The 20,422-nt window shown below is 46.1% G+C and carries 23 protein-coding genes and 1 pseudogene; 5 read left to right on the top strand and 19 right to left on the bottom strand.

The features are described from left to right. The first annotated feature begins 132 nt into the window (after positions 1-132). Both BTA31_RS20025 and BTA31_RS20020 read left to right on the top strand, forming a co-directional pair. Positions 133-1,731: an SWIM zinc finger family protein gene (locus tag BTA31_RS20025; protein WP_076793643.1), complete on the top strand. Its 1,599-nt coding sequence runs from the start codon at positions 133-135 to the stop codon at positions 1,729-1,731. Then, a complete protein-coding gene (locus BTA31_RS20020; protein ID WP_076793642.1) occupies positions 1,718-4,483 on the top strand; it encodes a DEAD/DEAH box helicase in 2,766 nt (921 codons plus the stop codon). The genes BTA31_RS20025 and BTA31_RS20020 overlap by 14 nt, the downstream gene beginning before the upstream one ends. A gap of 51 nt (positions 4,484-4,534) precedes the next feature. Here BTA31_RS20020 and BTA31_RS20015 read toward each other — a convergent pair whose 3' ends face one another. From BTA31_RS20015 to BTA31_RS19960, 13 genes and pseudogenes are all read right to left on the bottom strand, one after another. After that, positions 4,535-5,338, bottom strand: coding sequence for a YwqG family protein (locus tag BTA31_RS20015; protein WP_076793641.1), 804 nt, complete (start codon positions 5,336-5,338; stop codon positions 4,535-4,537). 245 nt (positions 5,339-5,583) lie between these two features. Further along, on the bottom strand, positions 5,584-6,462 hold the full coding sequence (locus BTA31_RS20010; protein ID WP_076793640.1) for a Cof-type HAD-IIB family hydrolase: 879 nt from the start codon (positions 6,460-6,462) through the stop codon (positions 5,584-5,586). A gap of 15 nt (positions 6,463-6,477) precedes the next feature. Beyond that, positions 6,478-7,248, bottom strand: a complete 771-nt coding sequence (locus BTA31_RS20005) for a DeoR/GlpR family DNA-binding transcription regulator (protein WP_076793639.1) — start codon at positions 7,246-7,248, stop codon at positions 6,478-6,480. A 142-nt stretch (positions 7,249-7,390) separates the two neighbouring features. After that, on the bottom strand, positions 7,391-7,699 hold the full coding sequence (locus BTA31_RS23595; protein ID WP_275667512.1) for a transaldolase family protein: 309 nt from the start codon (positions 7,697-7,699) through the stop codon (positions 7,391-7,393). Between the two features lie 98 nt (positions 7,700-7,797). Then, a pseudogene (locus tag BTA31_RS23590) lies at positions 7,798-8,049 on the bottom strand (transaldolase family protein); the annotation flags it as partial. A gap of 26 nt (positions 8,050-8,075) precedes the next feature. Further along, a complete protein-coding gene (srlD, locus tag BTA31_RS19995; protein WP_076793638.1) occupies positions 8,076-8,861 on the bottom strand; it encodes a sorbitol-6-phosphate dehydrogenase in 786 nt (261 codons plus the stop codon). A gap of 14 nt (positions 8,862-8,875) precedes the next feature. Beyond that, on the bottom strand, positions 8,876-9,247 hold the full coding sequence (locus BTA31_RS19990) for a PTS glucitol/sorbitol transporter subunit IIA (protein WP_076793637.1): 372 nt from the start codon (positions 9,245-9,247) through the stop codon (positions 8,876-8,878). Positions 9,248-9,270: 23 nt separating this feature from the next. Next, on the bottom strand, positions 9,271-10,278 hold the full coding sequence (srlE, locus tag BTA31_RS19985; RefSeq protein WP_076793636.1) for a PTS glucitol/sorbitol transporter subunit IIB: 1,008 nt from the start codon (positions 10,276-10,278) through the stop codon (positions 9,271-9,273). Positions 10,279-10,295: 17 nt separating this feature from the next. After that, positions 10,296-10,844, bottom strand: coding sequence for a PTS glucitol/sorbitol transporter subunit IIC (gene srlA, locus BTA31_RS19980; RefSeq protein WP_076793635.1), 549 nt, complete (start codon positions 10,842-10,844; stop codon positions 10,296-10,298). Further along, positions 10,841-11,284 carry a transcriptional regulator GutM gene (locus BTA31_RS19975; protein ID WP_076793634.1) on the bottom strand — a complete coding sequence of 148 codons (444 nt, stop codon included), beginning with the start codon at positions 11,282-11,284 and terminating at the stop codon, positions 10,841-10,843. The genes srlA and BTA31_RS19975 overlap by 4 nt, the downstream gene beginning before the upstream one ends. Then, entirely contained in the window at positions 11,281-12,243 is a 963-nt protein-coding gene (locus tag BTA31_RS19970) for a sugar-binding transcriptional regulator (protein WP_076793633.1), read from the bottom strand. Before BTA31_RS19970 ends, BTA31_RS19975 begins: the two co-directional genes overlap by 4 nt. A 222-nt stretch (positions 12,244-12,465) precedes the next feature. Continuing rightward, complete coding sequence (gene ssb, locus BTA31_RS19965; protein ID WP_043925090.1) at positions 12,466-12,813, bottom strand: single-stranded DNA-binding protein; 348 nt, start codon at positions 12,811-12,813, stop codon at positions 12,466-12,468. 104 nt (positions 12,814-12,917) lie between these two features. Beyond that, positions 12,918-13,289 (bottom strand): hypothetical protein, encoded by a 372-nt coding sequence (locus tag BTA31_RS19960; RefSeq protein WP_043925092.1) that lies wholly within the window; start codon positions 13,287-13,289, stop codon positions 12,918-12,920. Between the two features lie 181 nt (positions 13,290-13,470). On the opposite strand from BTA31_RS19960, the gene BTA31_RS19955 reads away from it, so the two are divergent. Next, positions 13,471-13,884 (top strand): YwpF-like family protein, encoded by a 414-nt coding sequence (locus BTA31_RS19955; RefSeq protein WP_043925094.1) that lies wholly within the window; start codon positions 13,471-13,473, stop codon positions 13,882-13,884. 40 nt (positions 13,885-13,924) lie between these two features. On the opposite strand, the gene mscL is transcribed toward BTA31_RS19955, so the two are convergent. From mscL to spoIIID, 6 genes are all read right to left on the bottom strand, one after another. Then, positions 13,925-14,305: a large conductance mechanosensitive channel protein MscL gene (gene mscL / locus BTA31_RS19950; RefSeq protein WP_043925095.1), complete on the bottom strand. Its 381-nt coding sequence runs from the start codon at positions 14,303-14,305 to the stop codon at positions 13,925-13,927. A gap of 69 nt (positions 14,306-14,374) precedes the next feature. Further along, positions 14,375-14,809 (bottom strand): 3-hydroxyacyl-ACP dehydratase FabZ, encoded by a 435-nt coding sequence (gene fabZ, locus BTA31_RS19945; protein ID WP_003185902.1) that lies wholly within the window; start codon positions 14,807-14,809, stop codon positions 14,375-14,377. Between the two features lie 192 nt (positions 14,810-15,001). Next, positions 15,002-15,829 (bottom strand): flagellar hook-basal body protein, encoded by an 828-nt coding sequence (locus BTA31_RS19940; RefSeq protein WP_076793632.1) that lies wholly within the window; start codon positions 15,827-15,829, stop codon positions 15,002-15,004. A 43-nt stretch (positions 15,830-15,872) separates the two neighbouring features. Next, positions 15,873-16,712 carry a flagellar hook-basal body protein gene (locus BTA31_RS19935; protein ID WP_076793631.1) on the bottom strand — a complete coding sequence of 280 codons (840 nt, stop codon included), beginning with the start codon at positions 16,710-16,712 and terminating at the stop codon, positions 15,873-15,875. Positions 16,713-16,919: 207 nt separating this feature from the next. Continuing rightward, positions 16,920-17,921 (bottom strand): cell shape-determining protein Mbl, encoded by a 1,002-nt coding sequence (mbl, locus tag BTA31_RS19930; protein ID WP_076793630.1) that lies wholly within the window; start codon positions 17,919-17,921, stop codon positions 16,920-16,922. Between the two features lie 185 nt (positions 17,922-18,106). Continuing rightward, complete coding sequence (gene spoIIID / locus BTA31_RS19925) at positions 18,107-18,382, bottom strand: sporulation transcriptional regulator SpoIIID (RefSeq protein WP_003185911.1); 276 nt, start codon at positions 18,380-18,382, stop codon at positions 18,107-18,109. A gap of 336 nt (positions 18,383-18,718) precedes the next feature. Between spoIIID and BTA31_RS19915 the strand changes: the two genes are divergently transcribed. Together BTA31_RS19915 and BTA31_RS19910 are read left to right on the top strand one after the other, a co-directional pair. Further along, positions 18,719-19,147 (top strand): MarR family winged helix-turn-helix transcriptional regulator, encoded by a 429-nt coding sequence (locus tag BTA31_RS19915; protein WP_076793628.1) that lies wholly within the window; start codon positions 18,719-18,721, stop codon positions 19,145-19,147. Between the two features lie 3 nt (positions 19,148-19,150). Then, positions 19,151-20,344, top strand: coding sequence for an MFS transporter (locus BTA31_RS19910; protein ID WP_076793627.1), 1,194 nt, complete (start codon positions 19,151-19,153; stop codon positions 20,342-20,344). The last annotated feature ends 78 nt before the right edge of the window (positions 20,345-20,422 follow it).

Genomic DNA, 20,422 nt, shown 5'->3' with positions numbered 1-20,422 from the left:
GTCTATTACATTATTCGACACCCGTCCGTTTTTATGTCCTTTTCCAGAGAAAATCTTTTTTGGACGGATTGATTAAGCTATAATAGAGAGATTGGAAACTTTTTAAAAGCCATTCGGTTAGGAGCGATAGACATGCTTCAAGACATGATCTCAAAAACGGTTGTCATGGATGCAGCTGAACAGTTTAAGCATGTACTGCCGTGCACAGAAGAAAACATCCAGCTCATGAAAAAAGCCCTTATTTTATACAGACAGGATTCCGTCTATCGGGTCAAGCCGATGAGCGGGCATACGGTCAGCGCTTACGTCCAGGACGTGGTCCCGGTGAAGGTCTTCATCGACCTCGCCGACGTTAAAAAAAGCAGCTGTTCCTGCCCTGCTCAAAACATCTGCCGGCATGTGCTTGCCGTTTACTTATATCTATATGCACAATATGATCGATTGGGAACGTTTACGGAGTTTTGGAAAGAAGCGCAAAAACGCCGCGAAAACCGGGAGATTCTCGGACAGCTTCAGCGCGGAATGAAGCCCCGCAGCCACACGCTCGATCAATGGACCTCGTTTTTCAAAACGGAGTTCAGACGATGGGAGGAGCAAACGCCAAAAAACCAGCAAACGATGCAATACCTTTACTACGGGTATTTTTCAGCTTTAAAAAAGCGGACGCCTGCGGAGCCGGAGCTGAAAAAAATGTATCAAATCCACGCGGCTCTTGCGACATGGCTTGCCATGCATTCGCTCGTCGAGAAAGGGCGCATCGATCCTGAAAAGGATTTTTACTCACTGAATCCTTATATCGAACAGCTGATGGATACGATCTACAGCTCGATCGATGAACTGAAAACATATGCGCTATCGTTCTCCCTTGATCCGTTTTTAGAAAAAACCCCCGGCGTGATTCGGGAACTGCTGCTCAAGAAAGACATTTTCCAGTATGAAAGGCTGCGGATTTTCGGGGAAATCTGGAGTGCGCTTCTGTCACGGCCCAACTGGCTGAAGCAGGAACTCGATGTACTGAACGATATGGAGCCGTCCCCTGAAATACAATTCGGCAGGCTGCATCTTGAATTTCTGCTGAAAAACGACGATGTGATTCTTGATCAAGCCGGATCGTTTTCACCGGAGATTCTTCCGTATACGTTTCAATGGCTCAGTGTCATGACCGCCAAAAAAGACTGGAAGCGCCTGAAAAAATGGTATGAACACCTTGAGCAGCTTGCAGCCGGCTTCTGCAGACTGGATAAGCCGTACCGGGAAATACGCGATGCATTGAGCGAATTCTTCCTGTTTCTGAGCGATTACAGCAAAAACGCAAAAGAAGAGCATGTATATGAACGGTATTGCAAAAAGTGCCTTCCTTATACGTTTACTGAATACAGCCATTTTTTATATAACAAAAACCGCTTTACGGAGTGGATGGAGATCCACAGCCTTGTCGGTTTTTCAATCTCTGAGATCGGGCAGAACGCCTTGAAAGATATTGCAGCAGCGGCTCCTGAAGCATTGATTCCTTCCTATCATAGAGAAATTTCCGGGCTGGTTGAACAAAAAAACCGCTCAAGCTACAAAGAAGCCGTCAAACAATTAAAAAAGCTGCGCACCCTTTATAAAAAATCGAAAAAACAGGATGTCTGGAATCGGTTTATGGAGCAGTTTTCAGCCCGCTATAAACGGCTGAGAGCCTTCCAGGAGGAGCTTAAGAAAGGAAAGTTGATCGATGGCGAGTCTTAAGGAAATCGTGATACATGTCGAACAATCAGAAGACTATACATTTATTTTATCTTGTCATGACGGGGATCATCAGTTTCTCACGCGAAATGAAATGGAAAGGCATTTGTTTCAGTGGCACGAATCGTCTTTTTACGGAACGTTTCTCGAAGATGCCGGTTTAGATACTCCGGCGGTTCTGCTGTCCCCGTGGATGGCGGTCGAATTTCTCGGCAAAAACTCATTTAATTCTTACAGCGACATCATCCTCACCGAGGAAACCGAACCTTTGATGAAAACGGCTTCCACCATTTATGAGTTTATCGCAGATGAAGACTTTCTTCCCGACTATGAAGCATGGAAGCAAGAGGTGTTGCGCTGGAAAGATAAAGAAGGGATTTTGGAAGGCTATACAGCTGAATGGTTTTCACACGCTGTCGAAGACTACATTAACTACAATGACGAGTTAAAAGCAAAATGGGAATCGATTGTCGCACATTCTCCCGCCGTCACCACATTTCAGGGACACTTTCTCGATGAAGACGATTTTCTTGAAACGATCGGCTGGCATGAAAACCCTGTGCCGTTTACCGTCGGACTCCGCTTAAATGAACCTGACTTTGACGGAGACGATTGGAAAATCGAACTGTTTTTGCGCGACAAAAAAAACGGCGCCATTCAGTTCTTTGAAGGCTTGAACAGGCTGAAAAAATCGTGGCAGGCATACGCTGACAAAATCGCCCGCGAACAAGACAGATTCCGCCAAATCGTGCCCTGGCTGACGATCGAATCGGGGACGACGCTTTTAACGGAAGAGGAAGCATGGATTTTCCTATCCGAAGCAAGCGAAACACTTGTCAACATGGGGATTGAAATTCTGCTGCCGTCATGGTGGCAAATCGTGAGAGACAGCAATATGCTGCTGAAAGCGAAAGTGTCATCGGCGCCCCGCGGCGAGTCTTTTGTCGGAATGAATGCATTGATGGACTTCAACTGGCGTTTTGCGACTAATGGAATCGAACTCACAGAGGAGGAATTCGAGCAGCTTGTCGCCAATAAAAGACGGCTTGTCAACATACGCGGGCAGTGGATCAAAATCGATCCGAATTTTATCAAACAAATGAAAAAGCTGATGGAGCGAGCAGAAACAGAGGGGCTTCATATGTCTGACATCCTGGCGCGCGAGCTGACGGAGCGGGGCGAAACCCGCGAGGAAGATGATCTGTTCGATGCTTCCGCATTCAGCGATGTGCGGTTTGAACTGTCCTATCAGCTGAAAAACATGATCAGAAAGCTGAGCCAGCGCGATGATCTCCCGTCATACCCGGTCAGCAAATATTTTCACGGAACGCTCAGAGCTTATCAGGAAGACGGTTTGAACTGGCTGATTTTTCTCAGAAACTGCGGCTTCGGCGCCTGCTTGGCAGATGATATGGGGCTCGGAAAAACCATCCAGATGATCGCCTATTTCGCCTATTTAAAAGAACAGGGACAACAAACGCCGTCTCTCATCATTGCACCGACTTCCGTCCTCGGGAACTGGCAGCGCGAGCTTGAGACCTTCGCGCCCGGCCTGAAGGCAGCGCTCCATTACGGGCCAAAACGCCCTAAAGGTGAAGCGTTTCAGGAATCTTACAAAGATGCGGATATCGTCTTGACGTCATACGGCCTCGCCCAATCCGACTTTGACGATCTCAGCAGCGTCGCCTGGAACTGCATCTGCCTTGACGAAGCCCAAAACATAAAAAATGCGCACACGAAGCAATCCCGTTCAATCAGAAAGCTGAAAGGCCTGCATCATATCGCGCTCAGCGGGACTCCGATGGAAAACCGCCTGACGGAGCTGTGGTCGATCTACGATTTCATGAACAAAGGCTATCTCGGAAGCCTCGGCAGCTTCCATAAGCGTTTTGTCCTGCCGATTGAAAAAGACCGCGACGAAAAACGGATCGAACAGCTCCAGCAGCTGATCAAACCGTTTTTATTAAGACGGACAAAGCAGGACAAGGAAGTCGCGCTCAACCTGCCTGAAAAACAGGAAGAAAAAGAGTTCATCCCGCTCTCAGCAGAACAGGCTTCACTATATGAACAGCTTGTCAAAGATACGTTTGAACATATGTCAAGCCTCGCCGGAATGCAGCGCAAAGCTCTCATCTTAAGCATGCTCGGCAAGCTCAAACAAATCTGCGGCCACCCTGCCCTTTACTTAAAAGAGACCGGGAGCGAGCTCCTTAACGGAAGGTCAGTCAAACTCGAAAAACTGCTGGAGCTGACGAAGACGATTCGCGAAAGCGATGAAAGCTGCCTGATTTTCACCCAATATCTCGGGATGGGAGATATGATGAAGCGTCTGCTCGAGAAGTCATTCGGCGAACCGGTCAAGTTTCTGAACGGCAGTTTATCCAAGCTTGAACGGGACAAAATGGTGGAGCAGTTTCAGAACAAGGAATTTCCGATTCTGATCTTATCATTAAAAGCCGGGGGCACAGGCCTCAATTTGACGGCCGCCAATCACGTCATCCATTATGACAGATGGTGGAATCCCGCAGTTGAAAATCAGGCGACAGACCGCGCCTACAGAATTGGACAGAAGCGGTTCGTCCACGTTCATAAACTGATCACCACCGGCACAATTGAAGAAAAAATCGACCAAATGCTCGAATCGAAGCAATCGCTCAACGATCAAATCATCCAAAGCGAAAATTGGATCACCGAACTTTCTGAGCATGAACTTGAGGAATTATTTACCCTGAACGCTTCGGCTATTACGGGTTAAATAAAACAGCTGTCTGTTATAGACAGCTGTTTTTTGTGTTTGCGGCGCCCCTTAATGACAGTCCCAATTATACAATACGTTTGAAAAGTCCTTATTCTTTAAATCATCAGGCCTTATAAAAAAATTCGCAATTCCGACATCTCCCCACATCGCCTCAATGTCCTCATCAGAATCAATTTGCAAAAGCAGAACGGTATGTTCTTGAAAATCGCCTTCCCGCGGATCATCTTGCGTGAAGGCTGCGTAGCCCCCGATCTTATGGGAGAAGCCGCCGTACATTTCATGGTATTCTTCGAACACCGCTTCCTCTTGATCGCCGAATTGCTCAAAAAATGTCCAAGCATCCGTTCCCGCGTATCGCTCAAATTGAAAGTCAGACGCAGAGACAAGTTCAGACCCTATGTCAGGCGTGATTGAAGCTTCGCATCCAATCGGAAATGCCAGCTCGTCCTCAAGCTTCACAAACGAAAAATCGTCGACAAGCTCGTCTTTATTTTCGATGACATTCTCAAAATACTTGATGCGAAAACTCGACTGTTCACACGGATCGTCAAAATTCAAACCGTAAACATCATCACTGACAGAGATAAAAAAAAGCAGAATACCGGATTCCGGGAAATTCTCAAGGCGGGGCATCTCTGAAAAATTAATTTGCGCAAGCAGTTTCATCGGCTTTCCCTGTGAATCGACAGGATACTGTTCAGACTTTGGAAAATAAGGATCGCCGGCCAGTTTGCTTTCATATCGGCCTGTTTTTCCTTTTCTCGTGTTCAGCTTCAAAAAATCCCGCGCTGATTGTTCGAACTGCCCGCGGTATCGGGCCATTTTTTCAGGTAATTGAAACGGCTTTTTCATTTTTGTCATTCTCCTTTTGACCAGGTGATCCTATCATTTCAAATTCAATGAATAGTTAAATAGTAACAAAATTAGCCATTATCAACAATGAATCAAAAGTCATAACCGCCGGGTCAGACCACATTAAAAAGGCCGCCGACAATGTCGGCGGCCCGCGGATCAATAACATCCGCTGCTTAACCGCACTCCTTCAATCGTTACGCTGCCGTGTACCGGCATCACGCCGATTTGAAAGGATGTACGAATTAAACCGGTTTGACTTGCTGTTCAATCAGCTGATGCAGGATGTGAGCGACGCCATTTTCATCATTAGTGAGCGTTACCTCATCAGCCATCTCTTTAATGTCTTCGCGCGCATTGCCCATGGCAAAGCTTTTCCCTGCGATCTTCAGCATCGAAAAATCATTAAGGCTGTCTCCGACGGCAGCTGTTTCCTGAAGGGAAATGCCGAGCTTGCGTGAAAGCTTTTCCAATGCAAGCCCTTTTGACGCCTGAAGATGCTCAATTTCAAAGTTATGCTCGGCTGAAGTAACAAGCGTAATATCTTGTGCATCTTTAAATTGCTGCCAGCCTGTTTCCAGCTTTTCTTTATGAAAAGAAAAAGCTAATATGTTATATACATTGACATCCTTTCCGGCTAAAAACAGGTCGGTATAGGAGCTGATGTACGCGTATCCGTTTTGGCTGAGCTGCTGTTCAGCCGCGAGTTCCAGTCTTGAAAGATCGGCCTCGGGATTTGCGCTTTTCAAGCGGTCCAGCTCAATGTCAAGCAGCTCGCGGCCGTTTTGCGGCGTGAAGATCGCTTCATCGCTGAATACCTCATAATAGTAATTCTTTTCTTCAAGCCATTGAAGAATTCCTTCCGCCCGTTTCCGGTTAAGCGGCACCGAGTGGTAAAGGCGGCCTTCAGGATCATGAATCACCGCTCCGTTGGCACTGATAATCCATGTTTTAATACCTGTCGGCTCAAAAATCGCTTGAACATCAAAGGATGCTCTCCCAGTGGCAACCACTACTTCAATCCCGTGTTCCCGCGCTTTTTTAATCGCATCGATGTTTTCCTTTGAGATCTTGCTTTCACTGTTTAACAGCGTCCCGTCTAAATCGACCGCAATCATTTTCATCTGCTGTATTCCCCCTTAAGTATCGAGATGTTCAGCCACGAGCAGCTCCACATCGTGCTCATCAAGCAGTTTCTGAAACGGTTTCGACGGCAGTCGGTCTGTAATGAGAAGGTCGATATCACTGAGTTCAGCATACCGGTAAAAATCCGTTCTCCCGATTTTCGAATGGTCGGCAAGCGCTATGACCTGCTTTGCTTGGGAAATCATTTTCCGTTTCACCATTCCGTCCTCCTCATGGGCGATTGTAAGCCCGTGTTCAGAAACCCCGACCACACCGATCAGTGCTTTATCAACGTGATAGCATGACAGTTTTTCAATGACGGAGGCGCCGTACAAAAAGCGGTGCTCTTTTTGAAGCTTTCCTCCAAGCAGGTGGATATCAGCCCCTTTTCTAGAGGAAAGAACATCCGCAAGGTTAATCGAATTGGTGATGATCGTGCAATTGATATCCGGCAAATGCTCGGCGCATGATTGGACTGTCGTGGAAGCGTCCAAAATAATGCGGTCACCTTCTCTGATTAAAGAAGCGGCTGCTTTTCCAATCATGCTTTTTTCTTCGGAAACCATACCAAGCCTGCCCGAATAGTCTTTGACCTCATCATGAACGGTAGGCATAATCGCCCCGCCCCTTGTTCTGATAATGGCGCCTTGCTCTTGCAGTTTGACCAGATCCCGCCTTGCCGTATCTCTTGAAACTCCGAATAAAGAACAAATTTGTTCAACGGAAATCCGTTTATGCTCTTTTAAATAGTCGATGATGGAAATTAACCTTTCCTCTTGATACACTCGATCATTCCTTCTTTACGCAAGTAAAATTCATCATTTATAAGTGATTATAAGCAATTTCACCGAATAAATCAAGAACACATAAGTAATGGTAAGCAAAAATAAAGCCTGGGGCCGGTTTCCCGGCCCTCAGGCTCGCTAACTAAAATGAAAATGTTCCATATTGAGAGTGCCAAATTTCACGAAACGCATGGATATCACGGTCTGCAGCCGGATGGTCAGCCAAATGGCTTAAAAGCTCAGGACTGACTGTCGCCTCATGACTCCCCGCTTCCATGACGGCAAGAATTTGACGGTTATGTTTAAAGCTTGCCGCTAGCACTTTGCAATTTAAACGGTATGTGTTGAATAAGCCGACAATCGTTTTGACAACGCCCGCCCCATTACCATACTCTTGATCAATGCGATTGACATACGGCGCGACATAGAAGGCGCCTGCTTTTGCCGCCAGTACAGCCTGTGCAGCGGTATAAACCGTTGTCCCGGTGGCTGGATGTTTTCAGCCGCAAGCTTTCTGATCGCGTAAAGCCCTTGTGCCGTCACCGGAATTTTCACCGACACGTTTCCATCTAGCCAGTTATAGAGCGCCTTCGCCTGATCAGCCATATCCCGCCAGTGGTCGGCGATCACCTGGGCATGGAGAGGCAGATGTTCGGGAAGGAGCCGCCGAATATCTTGAATCTGCTGTTTAAAGGGCTGCTTTTCCCTTGCGATCAGCGTCGGGTTTGTTGTGACGCCGCCAGCGGGAATTGAATCCAGCAATCTTTCAATCTCCGGTATATGCGCTGAATCAATCAGCATGTTCATTATCGCATCCCCCTCGTGTTTTAATGCATGACCTGCCCTCCGGTTACATTGATCGATTGACCCGTCATATAGGATGCCTGGTCAGAAGCGTAAAATAGGATGGCATTGGCGATGTCATCATACGTACAGCCCCGCCCAAGCGGCACTTTTTCGGTATACACGCGCTCTACTTTGCTCTCCGGAATGCCGAGCTTTTTCGCGTATTGCGGGATCAAGCTTTGAAACATTGGCGATTTTAACAAATTCCCCGGCATAATGCTGTTCACGCGAATGTTGTGTTCGGCAAGATCAAGCGCGAGGCTTTGAGTGAGACCGACGCCTCCAAATTTGGAAGCTGAATAAGCTGTATTATGCTTGCTGCCGACTTTTCCCGATTTGGAGTTGATTTGAATAATTGACCCGCTTCCCTGCTCAATCATGACCTTTGACGTTTCCCTCGCACAAAGAAAATACCCGGTCAAATTGACTTCAATGGTTCGTTCCCAGTCTTCCAGTTCAAAATCTGTGATCTTATTGCTTTTGGCGATTCCCGCACTGTACACCATCACATCGATTTTTTCGAATTCGTCCGTGACCCTGCCGATCATTTTTTTCACATCGGCTTCCTTTGTAAAATCCGCTTGAATCCACAGCGATTTGACTCCGTATTGACCGGCTGCATGATCAGCCGTCCTCTCGGCGTTCTCGCCGTTGATGTCTGCGACCGCGATGTCATATCCCGCCTCTGCCATGCGGTAGGACAGCGCTTCTCCGAGACTTTGGCCGCCGCCGCATATCAATGCCACTTTTCCTTTATTCATCTCCATATTGCACCCGCTCCTTATGAGAATCTTTTAACTTGAATACAGTCTCCTGCTGAAACCTCCGGCAGTTGTTCTTTTCGTTCAAGGTACAGTGTTCCCGGCAGCTCGGCTGAAGCTGATCCGTCAAATTTCAGCGTAATATGCCCGAGATTCGCCAGGTTCTGACGAACAGCTCCGCCAACGGCTGTGATTTTGTAGGACTCGCCGCCCAGCAAAAGCTCATCACCTTCCTTGAATTCGCCTTCTACAGGATTTATATCAATTGATAAACAATAATCTTTCAATTCATCCGGAGCACCTTCGCCAAATAAGATGAGCATTTTTTCTTCTGTAAATGCCGCTGCTTGAGCTCCGATTCTGTTTATTTTTGTTTCATACAGCATGACCATGATTCTCCCTCCTTAAGAAAACCTCAGCTGTCATACATGCCAAAGCTGGCCAGCCAAGCAATGAAAACGGTTGGCGCTCCTGTCAGAAAACGCGAATACAGCACCGACGGCACCCCGACTTCAACCGTTTCGACTTCCGCTTCCGCAAGACCCAGACCGACTGGAACAAAGTCGGCAGCGGCTTGCGAATTGATCGCAAATAAAGCCGGCAGCGCCAAATTCGGCGGAATGTTTCCTTTGCCAATCTCGACACCGATCAGAGAACCGACAACTTGTGCAATCACCGCCCCTGGTCCAAGGAACGGGGAAAGCAGCGGAAATGAACAAACAAGCGAGATTAATAGCAATCCGGGCAGTGATCCTGCAAATGGTGATAAATACTTGGCAAAAATGTCTCCGATGCCTGACTCTTTAATGATGCCGATCAATAGCGCCACAAAAGCCATGAACGGAAGAATTGTTTTGATAACGGTTTCAATCGCTTCCCGTCCCGCTTGATAAAACGTGCTGACGACCGATCCCATGGCCATCCCGATTGTCGCCATTATCCCTTTCGGCGACTGCTGTTCACTAATTTTTTTCTCTGTGCTATAATGGTTTTGTTTATTTTGTATTTGTTTTTCTTCTGGAATATTAGACTGTTCAGGCTCCTCCACAGCTCCCAGCAGTTTAATATTCTCTTTTTTTACTCCGGAAACATATATATCTTCTGTAATATGGGCGGCAAGCGGCCCGCTTTTCCCGGTCGCCATCACATTGATCGTCGGAATGCGCTTTTGCGGGTAAAGTCCGCAGCGCAGCGTCCCTCCGCAGTCGATGATCACAGCGGCCATTTCGCTTTCGGGTACTGTCGTTTTAAAGCCGTCGACCAGGGTGCATCCCGTCAGCTCAGCTAAGTGATCCGCAAAATCGGGTTTGTTTCCGCCGGTGACGTACACGATTTTATTTCTCTCTTCATCAGGCGTGATCACCAGAGGCCCGCCAAACCCCCCCGGCCCTTTTGAAACTTCAACCGAACGATAGGAACTCATCTCCTAAACCGCCTTTCTTATTTAAGATCAACCGAATCTTTCAAGGCAATGCCCTGCTGTTTCGCGACATAAGCCGTTGTCATATCCGTTACCCAGCCCCTGAGAAAGTTTGTCACAATCCCGACCAAAAGATAGCGGAGAGCAAGCTCTGTCGTTTCATGCCCGAGCGTCGTAATCCCTGCGGCAATCCCGAGGAAAACAAACAGCTCGCCCGGATTCACGTGCGGGAAAAGTCCGTTATGCGTGTGACAGGAATAGGATGCAGCCGCATAATAGCTCGGCTTGTATTTTTCAGGCAAGAACCTGCCAAGCGACAGCGTCATTGGATTTGCAAGCATGAACGTACCGATGACAGGCAAAACCATGTATCTGGTCAATGGATTTTTTCCCGACTTCCTCGCGAGCGCTTCGACGCGCTTTTCTCCTATCAGGCGTATCAGGGCATTCATGGCGACAAGCAGCATAATCAATAAAGGAACAATGTCTGTAAGCATACTGACAAACACTTCTCCGCCATGCCTGAATAAATCCATAAACTTTTCCGCAAGCCATGTTACGTTTTTCATATTTCACCTCTTTTTTTGATTTGAAAGCTCATCAGTTTTTGAAGCCGTGTTTTCTTCTGCGGGACATCACCCCCTTTCGTGATGATGTCGAATGTTCTCAAGGCGTCTTCAATTGCGAGCCGTGTGAGGCGGTCGTGCCGGGCAAGCTCCGCTTGTCCGATCTTCAGCAAATACTTTCCTTCAAACCCTTTTAAAGGCCTGATTCTTGAAAAGACGGTGACACCTTGCATTTTTGATGCCTTCAAAATTTTATTGCGCTTGTCAATGACAAACAGGACGACCGTTCCGGCTCTGAATAAGCCGGTCTTCCTTCCGATCGCGACTCTCCCCATACGTCTGTACGCGGCGAACGTTCGGTTGAAATGCCTGATTTGCAAAAAACCAAAAACGCTTTGGAGAAGCCATGCAGCTCCAAGGGCGATGATAAAGTAAATGATCATGATTGATTTCTCACCTCCTCGGCAATTTCTCTGGCTGTTTCGGCAGTTGTCACTAAAATATTAATATAGCGGCCTTTTGCAGCCCCGATAATGGAAGGAACTTTTTCATGGGATTCGGCAAGACCGATGGAATACTCCAAGTCCTTTAACCGGTTGATGTCTATCGCGATGGTTCTGTCATGAATCTCTGTCTCTACTAATGCTCCCGAACGATCAAAGAAGCGCGAGCATATATCTCCGACTGCATGTTTATCTTCAAGGCGCTCGATATCCTGATCGCCGTAAAATCCGGTCCAGATCATATTTGAAGAACTAAGCGGCGCTCCGATTCCGACAGCTGCCACGGTAAGGCCGTTCCACAGACTTTCTATTTTTTTGAAATAGTGGGACTTGACGATTTCCTCTTTCGTTTCTTTTTTTTCGACAACGGCTGCCGCATCTATAAAGTAGGGTGTGCCTCCAAAGTCACCGGCGATGCTGTAGACGATGCTGTTCACGTGATATTTCGTATCCATGGCGCCCGGACCGCCGACAAGCGGCACGAATGAAGCGCTCCGTTTTTTAACACCGTGAAACTCCCCGATCATTCCCGCCATCGTCGTCCCCCATGCGAAGCCTACCGTATCCCCGTCTTTCACGACGCGTTTTAAGATTTCGGCTCCTGCTTTGCCGACGAGTTTCTTCTTGTCTTCAGCTGTTTGTTCCGGTTTTGCGTCGCATATGTACACTTCTTTAAGCCCAAGCAGCTGTTCGAGCTCCCGTTCCAAATCGTAGTGTGTCCCGACATGGTCATCGATCGTGATTTTAACGATTCCTTCCTCGCGCGCTTTTTTCAGCATGCGTCCGACGGTTGTTCTGTATATCCCTGTTGCTTTTGCAATCTGGCTCTGTGTCATATCCTCTTCGTAGTACATTTTGCAGACTTTGATCAGAAGGCGTTTATCATCCTTCATTTCCATAAGATCACCCTTTACTTTTGCACATTTGTGCAAGCGTTGATCATTTGTTGTTGTATTCGCTTACATTATACATACGGAATTTTTGGACGTCAATTTAAATTTGTCTATTTTTTGTCTAAAATAAAAAAACCGGTCATTCAAAACCGGCCATAAAGGGGGATAAAAAAGGGGATATTGATTGATTTTTTTTAAGAAAGGAGTTTATAGAAGGAATCTTGCGGTTTAAGCATCCGCCGGCTCCTGCGCTTTTCGGCTTTCTCCCAAAAATCTGACTGACCGGGCGACAACTTCTGTAATAAAGACGCGTTCGCCTTCTGAATTGACGTATTGGCGGGTCTGGATTCTTCCGCTCAGCCCGATGATGGAGCCTTTTTCGCAATATTCGGCTGTGTTCACGGCAGTTTTGCGCCACAGAGTGCAATTGACAAAGTCCGCTTCAATTTCGCCTGCTGCATTTTTGAAAGGCCTGCTGACAGCCAGCGTCACATTTGCAACAGGGACACCGTCAGATGTATACCGAAGTTCGGGATCTTTTGTCAATCGCCCGACCAGCATGATCTCATTAAACATTTCGTCCCTCCCTTCCTGTTCGGGTATCTCCAGTTTATAAGAGAACGGTTTTTAAGCAAAATCCTCATAAATGAAAAATAACCCGGAAAAAACCCGGGTTCATGTCATAATTTTTGCTTTTTTCTGCCATTAATCAAAAAAATCATTTCATTGTTATTTGAGAAATACGTATTTTTCAGAAACTGAAAAAAAACAGGAGATGACAGCCACCGCTCTGAGTATACGCGGACATATGAGCCCCCGTCCCAAGCATACAGACGAAATGACAACTCTTTCTGTTTAAGCGTTACTTGAAATTCGTATATTTCCATTCTGTCCTTTGTTTCATAGCGAAACACGATGCCTTCATTCGCATACGTGCTGATTTCGTGCTTTTTGTTACCGGCTGAAAAGCAAATCATAGGCATATATTGACGGCAGTCAGCAGCTGGATTGCTTGCGATCACAAATACTTCCTTTAAGTAAAAATGGTTCATAAGTCACCTCCTGCTCAATATCACCTAAAGTATAAATAAAAATAAAGCAATATAAAATACTTTTTGCAAAATTTAAAATATGAATATGCTCCTATTGAAGAAGCAAACCAGGGTCAAGAGTTCTCCCGAGCGAATGTGCTATAATGGTTATACAACTATGGAAGCTTGTGAGGTGATACTAGTGAAAACCTTTAGGCTTATTGATTTAAAAATTGTCCGCCAGGATGAAACTTCAAAGCGGCTTGAGGAGTTCCCGCTGATCGACGGCCTTATCATTAATAAAGAAGACGGAGAAAACCACTGGATGGTTGAAGGGCTGGTTTCGAAAGAATACCGGTATTTTTTCGAATACCTCCTTCAGGAAGGCAAAGAAGTGAAAGCATATGTAACGATCACGAAAAAAAGCAACCGCCCAGCACAGCTGTTAGCGAAGGTCAAAAACATCACGGTGCTAGGCGAGCATGTTTCCGTCTTATTAGATGGCAAAATGGTCAGCTCAAAGCTGAGGAAAGGCTCCGACAAGATTTTGGAAGATTTAATGAAAGAAGGATATTCCGGAGACCGGCTTCTTGAAGCATTTAAGCAAAATATATAGAAAAGGCTGTCTTCGCCGGACAGCCTTTTCATTTATAGCTTTAAGAACGTCTCGTCTGCTCTTTTAACAAATCCCGTATTTCCTTAAGCAATTCTTCCTGCGGATCAGGAGCAGCTTTTTCTTCTTCGGCATCCTTCTTCTTCAGCTTCGAGATATAACGGATAAATAGAAAAATGGAAAACGAAATAATAAAGAAATTGACGATCGACTGAATGAATAACCCATATTTAATTTCGGCATCAACAAATGTGAACGACAGCGCGGAAAAATCCAGGCCTCCCAGCAGAAGGCCGAGGAGCGGCATCATCAAATCATTGACAAGCGAAGTCACGATTTTTCCAAAAGCGCCTCCTATAATAACACCGATTGCAAGATCGATTACATTTCCCCTAATCGCAAAACTTTTAAATTCTTTCCACATGAATGATCACCTTTTCGCTTTCATGATAAAAAAACAAATGGGCTTTTACGAAAACCCATTCTGTTTACATTATTCCTGCTTTTCACCAAGAGAGAACATCAATTCGGCTTCACACACGACTTCTCCGTCTACTTTTGCGACTCCTTTTCCTTTGCCGATGGAACCGCGGAAACGAAGCACTTCAAGCTCAAGATGGAGCTGATCGCCCGGTTTTACCTGCTTTTTGAAACGGCAGCTGTCAATTCCCGCAAAAAACGCGAGCCTTCCGCGGTTTTCTTCCTTCATCAAAAGCGCCACTGCACCAACTTGCGCAAGCGCTTCAACAATTAAAACACCAGGCATCACCGGATAATCCGGAAAGTGTCCGTTAAAGAACTCTTCATTTACTGTCACATTTTTATAACCCGCGGCCCGTTTTCCTTCCTCTACTTCTGTCACACGGTCTACCAGCAGAAACGGATAGCGGTGGGGAATGATTTCTTTAATTTGCTGAGCATCAAGCATTGCCTTGACATCTCCTTTTTCGAAAAATATGTATAGAATGATATGTCAGTGCCTTATTCTGTACATCTGGAAGTATATTATGAAACGGAATCTTTTTCAACAAAAGATGAGGTACAACCGGTTTAAAACGCTGAGAATGAAAATAAAAAGAGCCTGAACCAAACGTCGTTTGGCCGGCTCCTGTTTGCTGTGCTAACGTACTGAATTGATCAGCCCCATCATTTGATCGCCCATCGTGATGGCGCGGGAATTCATTTGATAAGACCGCTGCGAAGAGATCAGATCGGTCATTTCCTTCGATACATCGACATTTGATGCTTCGAGAAAACCCTGTTTTAGAGAAATGTCCTGCCGCCCGGCTCCGTTCAGATTGATAAGAGCCGTTGCTCTCAATTCATCGCTGACAGAAAAAAGATTGCTTCCTTCCTCCGTAAGAGCCTGAGGTTTAACAGCCCGGACGATCCCCAGGTTAAAACGCAATGGCGCTTCTCCCTGATTGTCTGACGAAACGGTGACACTTCCTGAATCGTCGACTTTGATGTGTTTATAGCGCTGGTTGAAGCGGATGGCATTTCCGTTTTCATCAAGAACGGCATGTCCTTCTTTCGTCACCAGCTGCATCTGGTTGGCGTTCCCCGCCGCAGGCGTTAAGTAAAATGCCCCGTCTCTTGTATATTGCACTTCCCCGTCGACATTGACCTGAAAGTACTGATAAGGAGAAGTCAATGCAATATCAAGATCGCGGCCCGTCTCCTTAAGGCTTCCCTGTTTATGCGTCAGCCGGTCGGTCATGACGGCTCCGACGCCGAGGCGAAGTCCGGGCGGCGTCTTTCTGCTTGCCGCTACTTCATTATTTTTCTCGTTTACCTGTTCGATCTGCTGCCTGATCAGCTCCGAAAAGCTCGTGTTTTTTGCCTTATATCCCGTTGTATCGGTGTTTGTAAGATTATGGCTGATATTATCAATTTGTTTTTGCAGTTCAAACATTGTGTTTGAAGCCGTGATCATGGATCTAAGCATCGTTTTTCCACATCCTCCATTTACGCTGATCGCGATCGGTCATTTATCCGATCCTTCCAATCTCATTGGCCGCCTTTTCCATGCTTTTATCATAAGCCTGAAGAACTTTTTGGTTGGCTTCAAACGAGCGGTAGGCAGCGGTCATTTCCGTATAGGCTCTCGTCACGTCGACATTCGACCGTTCGGTCATCCCCTGCTTGACAGAATAAGTGACTTCGGGATTGCCGACTGCGCTTGGCAGCGCCTCACCGTTTTCAGTACGGTACAGATCATCGCCTTCTCTTGCTAAATTTCTCGTATCGAGCGCGATTCTAACATCGATTCTTCCCAGGTTTTGGCCGTTTTCAGTCACCGTACCGTCCTCAGCGACTTGAAAATTCTCGCTTCCCACCGTGATCGGCCGATTTTCCGTTGAAAGGACGAGTCGGCCGTTTATTGTCAATTGATTATTTTCATTTAAAGAAAAACGGCTGCTTCTTGAATAGCGTACATCCCCATTTTCAAGCCGGACCGCGTAGAAAAGCGCTGCTTTATCGTTTGTTTCCTCGTTGACCGGAACTTCAGTTTCGCTGATTGCGATATCTGTCGGCTCATTCGTGCTTTGCAGATCACCTTGCGAGAATTGAGGCTTCAGTTCCTGCATATAAACCCCTGTATTGATAGAGCCGATTGGCGTCTGTGTTGAAAACGAACGAGAAGCACTGCCGGCCTTGAAAGAATCGGATTCAATCCGGCTCAAAAGCATTTCCGGGAAAGAACGGATTGACCCTTGGTCTTCTTTATATCCCGGCGTATTTGCATTCGCGATATTATTCGTCAGCATCTCTGTGCGGCGCTGCTGGGTGATCATTGCTGAAGTTGCTGTATAAAGTCCTTTTAACATCATTTCACCTCAAATATGTGTCATGCTCCAGAGTTTCCTATCGAAAACAACCTCTTTTGCGAAAGGCTTGCAATTTATATTTGCTAACAGAGAACATTTGTTCTATAATGGTATTCAAACATACTACTCTTTTTATCGGCAGCCGTTCGGCTCCTTTAAAGCATTTCACATAAAAAACCTCATTCTAAAAAAGAATGAGGCTTCTGATCAGCTCAGTTTGCGCTTAGGAAGCTTGTCCATGTTATCAAGCATGACACCCGTACCGACTGCCACACAATCCATCGGATTTTCAGCAACGAGAACCGGCACTTTCAGTTCTTCGGCAAGAAGCTGGTCAAGACCGTTTAACAATGCGCCGCCTCCTGTAATGATAACGCCTCTGTCGATAATGTCGGCTGACAGCTCAGGCGGCGTTCTTTCGAGCACCTGCTTGGCAGCCTGTACAATGACAGATACAGATTCGCGCAGCGCTTCTTCCACCTCTTTGCTCGTTACCGTAATGGTTCTCGGCAATCCTGTGACCATGTCGCGGCCGCGGATGGAAATTTCCTCGTGACGTGCGTCTGGGAAAACAGTTGCGACTTTAATCTTAATGTCTTCGGCTGTCCGTTCGCCTATGAGCAGCTTGTACTCGCGTTTGATGTAGTTTAAGATTTCAAGATCAAACTTGTCCCCGGCCATTTTAATAGAAGAGGCGGTGACAATATCGCCCATTGAGATGACTGCGATATCTGTCGTTCCACCGCCGATATCAACTACCATGTTTCCGCTTGGCTGGAAAATATCCATTCCCGCTCCGATTGCGGCCACCTTAGGCTCTTCCTCCAAAAATACATGCTTTCCGCCGCTTTTTTCGGCAGCTTCTCTAATGGCCTTCTGCTCTACAGAAGTAATATTTGTAGGGCAGCAAATCAGCATGCGCGGCTTTGAGAAAAGACCTTTTACATTCAGCTTGTTAATGAAATGCTTCAGCATGGCTTCTGTTACTTCAAAATCGGCAATGACGCCGTCTTTTAATGGACGTATCGCAACAATATTCCCAGGTGTACGTCCTACCATTCTCCTTGCTTCTTCACCGACAGCGAGCACTTTCCCATTGTTTTTGTCAAGAGCAACGACTGATGGTTCATTTAAGACAATACCTTTTCCTTTGACATGGATCAGCACATTCGCTGTACCAAGGTCAATACCAATATCCCTTGCAAACATCTATCTATATCCTCCTCGAAATCTGTTTCACAGCAATGTCCACATTCTGCCCTAATTATATATTTTATCATAAATATTAGAAAAAAAAGAGAGCTTATTAAAGTTCTTCATAAAATTTTTGTGGCTTTTTACGGAGGATACCGGGAAATTCTGATAAACGCTGCTCGTTTCTGAGCCATTATTCCTTATTGCACGGGTTCTCTTTCAAAGATTTCCTCTTTCTTGTATTTTAGTTTTGTCGCTTCTCCGCCCCGCAAATGTCTGATTGATTTATGATAATCAAGAATTTCTTTTACTTCATTGGCCAGGTCAGGATTAATTTCAGGCAGCCTTTCTGTCAAATCCTTGTGAACGGTACTTTTGGAAACACCAAACTCCTTCGCTATCACACGAACCGTTTTTTTCGTCTCCACGATGTACTTCCCTATCTTGATTGTTCGCTCTTTGATGTAATCGTGCACACCACTCGACCTCCCTAAAATGGATGTGAGAAGTGTGAAATGAGATCCGTCTTGTGAAAAAATTCGCTATTTGCGCAGCTTCTTCGATTTATGCTTTTCCAAGTAGAATTTTGAAATACTCCCACGATCCCTCACCTCAAACACTCTCTTTGTTAGGTTTGTATCAGTGTATTAGCATTTAAATGGGATTATGCTAAAAACTCAAGGAGGACAAGGGGTTTCTCTGATAATTTTATTTCGGGTTTCAAAAATTTTAACTTTACACTAATCTTGACTTCCGGTAAAATGAATAAAGTTTATTATTTACCTAGGTAACTATTTTGAAGGAGTCCGGGAATGGAACATATCAATCGAAAGATTATTCACCAGCTCAATCAAAGCACACGGATGGTTGCGAAAAAAACGAATGAACAGCTCGAAGCATACGGCCTTTACGGTTCACAGTGGTCGATCCTATACTGTCTTCACACCTACGGACCAATGACGCAAAAAGACATATGGACTTACTTGCATGTCGAGGCGCCGACTGTGACGAGAACCGTCAGCCGCCTTGAAAAAAACGGCTGGGTCGAACGGATACAGGGTGATGACAAACGGGAAAAAGTCGTCAAGATGACAGAAGAAGCCAAAATTAAATATGATGACATTCAATTAAAAATGAAAGAATTTGAAGAGGAAATGCTTTCCGTATTTGAAGAACGGGATAAAAAAATATTCCAAAGGCTATTAAATCAATTATTGGAAGGACATCAGGAGGAGTTGTAGCCTATGAAGCAAGCTGAGCCCATTTGGACCAGGGATTTTATCATGGTCGTTTTGATTAATTTGTTTATATTCGTCTATTTTTACGCACTGTTGACCGTACTCCCGGTCTATGCGATGCAGGAGCTCGGCGGCTCCGAGTCAGAGGGCGGCCTTTTGATCAGCGGCTTCATGCTGTCTGCGATTTTTGCAAGGCCGTTTTCGGGAGCGGTTATTGAGCGTTTTGGCAAAAAAAGAATGGCACTCATCAGCGTCGTGCTGTTTACTTTGGCATCATTTCTTTATATTTTCATTCATGATATCTACCTGCTGCTTGGCATTCGCTTTTTCCAAGGCATTTGGTTCAGCATCATCACCACGGTGACGAGTGCAATTGCAGCCGATTTAATCCCGCCGGCCCGCCGTGGAGAAGGTCTGGGCTATTTTGCCATGTCGATGAATTTGGCGGTTGTCATCGGTCCGTTTATCGCCTTGAATCTGCTGGATAAAATGAGTTTTTCTGATCTGTTTATTTTATTTTCAGGAATCGTCACTGTAGCCATCCTCTGCACAGCACTGGTCCGGATTCCTAAAGGAAACGACATCCGTTCAGCTGTGTTCAGGCTGTCTTTTTCCAACATGTTTGAAAAGGGTGCGATTCGGATTGCCACGGTCGGATTGTTCGTGTCGTTTTGTTATTCAAGCGTCATTTCCTTCATCTCTGTTTATGCCAAATCTCTCGGCCTTATTGAAGCAAGCAGCTATTTCTTTATGGTGTTCGCGGTGACAATGATGATCACGCGGCCGTTTACGGGAAAACTGTATGATAAAGTCGGTCCGGGAGTCGTCATTTATCCGTCCATTATCATTTTTTGCGTCGGGCTTTTCCTGCTTGCTTTTACAAACAGCAGTGCGATGCTTTTGCTATCCGGAGCTGTCATCGGCATCGGCTACGGATCGATCACACCGTGCCTTCAGACCTTGGCGATTCAGGCTTCGCCGTCTCACCGGAGCGGCTATGCCACAGCGACTTATTTTACGCTGTTTGATACCGGGATCGCAGTCGGATCCTATGTTTTCGGGTTAGTTGTGGCACATGCCGGTTTTTCAAACATTTATTTATTCTCAGGCGTTTTCGTGCTCATCAACCTGTTTCTGTATACATGGAGCCAAAAACCTGCACCCGCAAAGGAGAAGCGGGATATTTCAATGGCCGAATAAGCCGTTCAACCTCGCCGGGCCGGGAATGCCCGGCTTTTTTCATGCAGGCGGATACAGCCCGATCTGTAATCAATGAAA

Origin of the sequence: Bacillus haynesii (assembly GCF_001969855.1) — a bacterium.
Lineage (GTDB): Bacteria > Bacillota > Bacilli > Bacillales > Bacillaceae > Bacillus > Bacillus haynesii.
This window is presented reverse-complemented; position numbering and strand designations above follow the sequence as displayed.

Coding starts and splice junctions, on each gene's coding strand:
- BTA31_RS20025 (WP_076793643.1), top strand. CDS start 133: ATGCTTCAAGACATGATCTCAAAAACGGTTGTCATGGATGCAGCTGAA.
- BTA31_RS20020 (WP_076793642.1), top strand. CDS start 1,718: ATGGCGAGTCTTAAGGAAATCGTGATACATGTCGAACAATCAGAAGAC.
- BTA31_RS20015 (WP_076793641.1), bottom strand. CDS start 5,338: ATGAAAAAGCCGTTTCAATTACCTGAAAAAATGGCCCGATACCGCGGG.
- BTA31_RS20010 (WP_076793640.1), bottom strand. CDS start 6,462: ATGAAAATGATTGCGGTCGATTTAGACGGGACGCTGTTAAACAGTGAA.
- srlD (WP_076793638.1), bottom strand. CDS start 8,861: ATGGAGATGAATAAAGGAAAAGTGGCATTGATATGCGGCGGCGGCCAA.
- BTA31_RS19990 (WP_076793637.1), bottom strand. CDS start 9,247: ATGGTCATGCTGTATGAAACAAAAATAAACAGAATCGGAGCTCAAGCA.
- srlE (WP_076793636.1), bottom strand. CDS start 10,278: ATGAGTTCCTATCGTTCGGTTGAAGTTTCAAAAGGGCCGGGGGGGTTT.
- srlA (WP_076793635.1), bottom strand. CDS start 10,844: ATGAAAAACGTAACATGGCTTGCGGAAAAGTTTATGGATTTATTCAGG.
- BTA31_RS19975 (WP_076793634.1), bottom strand. CDS start 11,284: ATGATCATTTACTTTATCATCGCCCTTGGAGCTGCATGGCTTCTCCAA.
- BTA31_RS19970 (WP_076793633.1), bottom strand. CDS start 12,243: ATGGAAATGAAGGATGATAAACGCCTTCTGATCAAAGTCTGCAAAATG.
- ssb (WP_043925090.1), bottom strand. CDS start 12,813: ATGTTTAATGAGATCATGCTGGTCGGGCGATTGACAAAAGATCCCGAA.
- BTA31_RS19960 (WP_043925092.1), bottom strand. CDS start 13,289: ATGAACCATTTTTACTTAAAGGAAGTATTTGTGATCGCAAGCAATCCA.
- mscL (WP_043925095.1), bottom strand. CDS start 14,305: ATGTGGAAAGAATTTAAAAGTTTTGCGATTAGGGGAAATGTAATCGAT.
- fabZ (WP_003185902.1), bottom strand. CDS start 14,809: ATGCTTGATGCTCAGCAAATTAAAGAAATCATTCCCCACCGCTATCCG.
- BTA31_RS19940 (WP_076793632.1), bottom strand. CDS start 15,829: ATGCTTAGATCCATGATCACGGCTTCAAACACAATGTTTGAACTGCAA.
- BTA31_RS19935 (WP_076793631.1), bottom strand. CDS start 16,712: ATGTTAAAAGGACTTTATACAGCAACTTCAGCAATGATCACCCAGCAG.
- mbl (WP_076793630.1), bottom strand. CDS start 17,921: ATGTTTGCAAGGGATATTGGTATTGACCTTGGTACAGCGAATGTGCTG.
- BTA31_RS19915 (WP_076793628.1), top strand. CDS start 18,719: ATGGAACATATCAATCGAAAGATTATTCACCAGCTCAATCAAAGCACA.
- BTA31_RS19910 (WP_076793627.1), top strand. CDS start 19,151: ATGAAGCAAGCTGAGCCCATTTGGACCAGGGATTTTATCATGGTCGTT.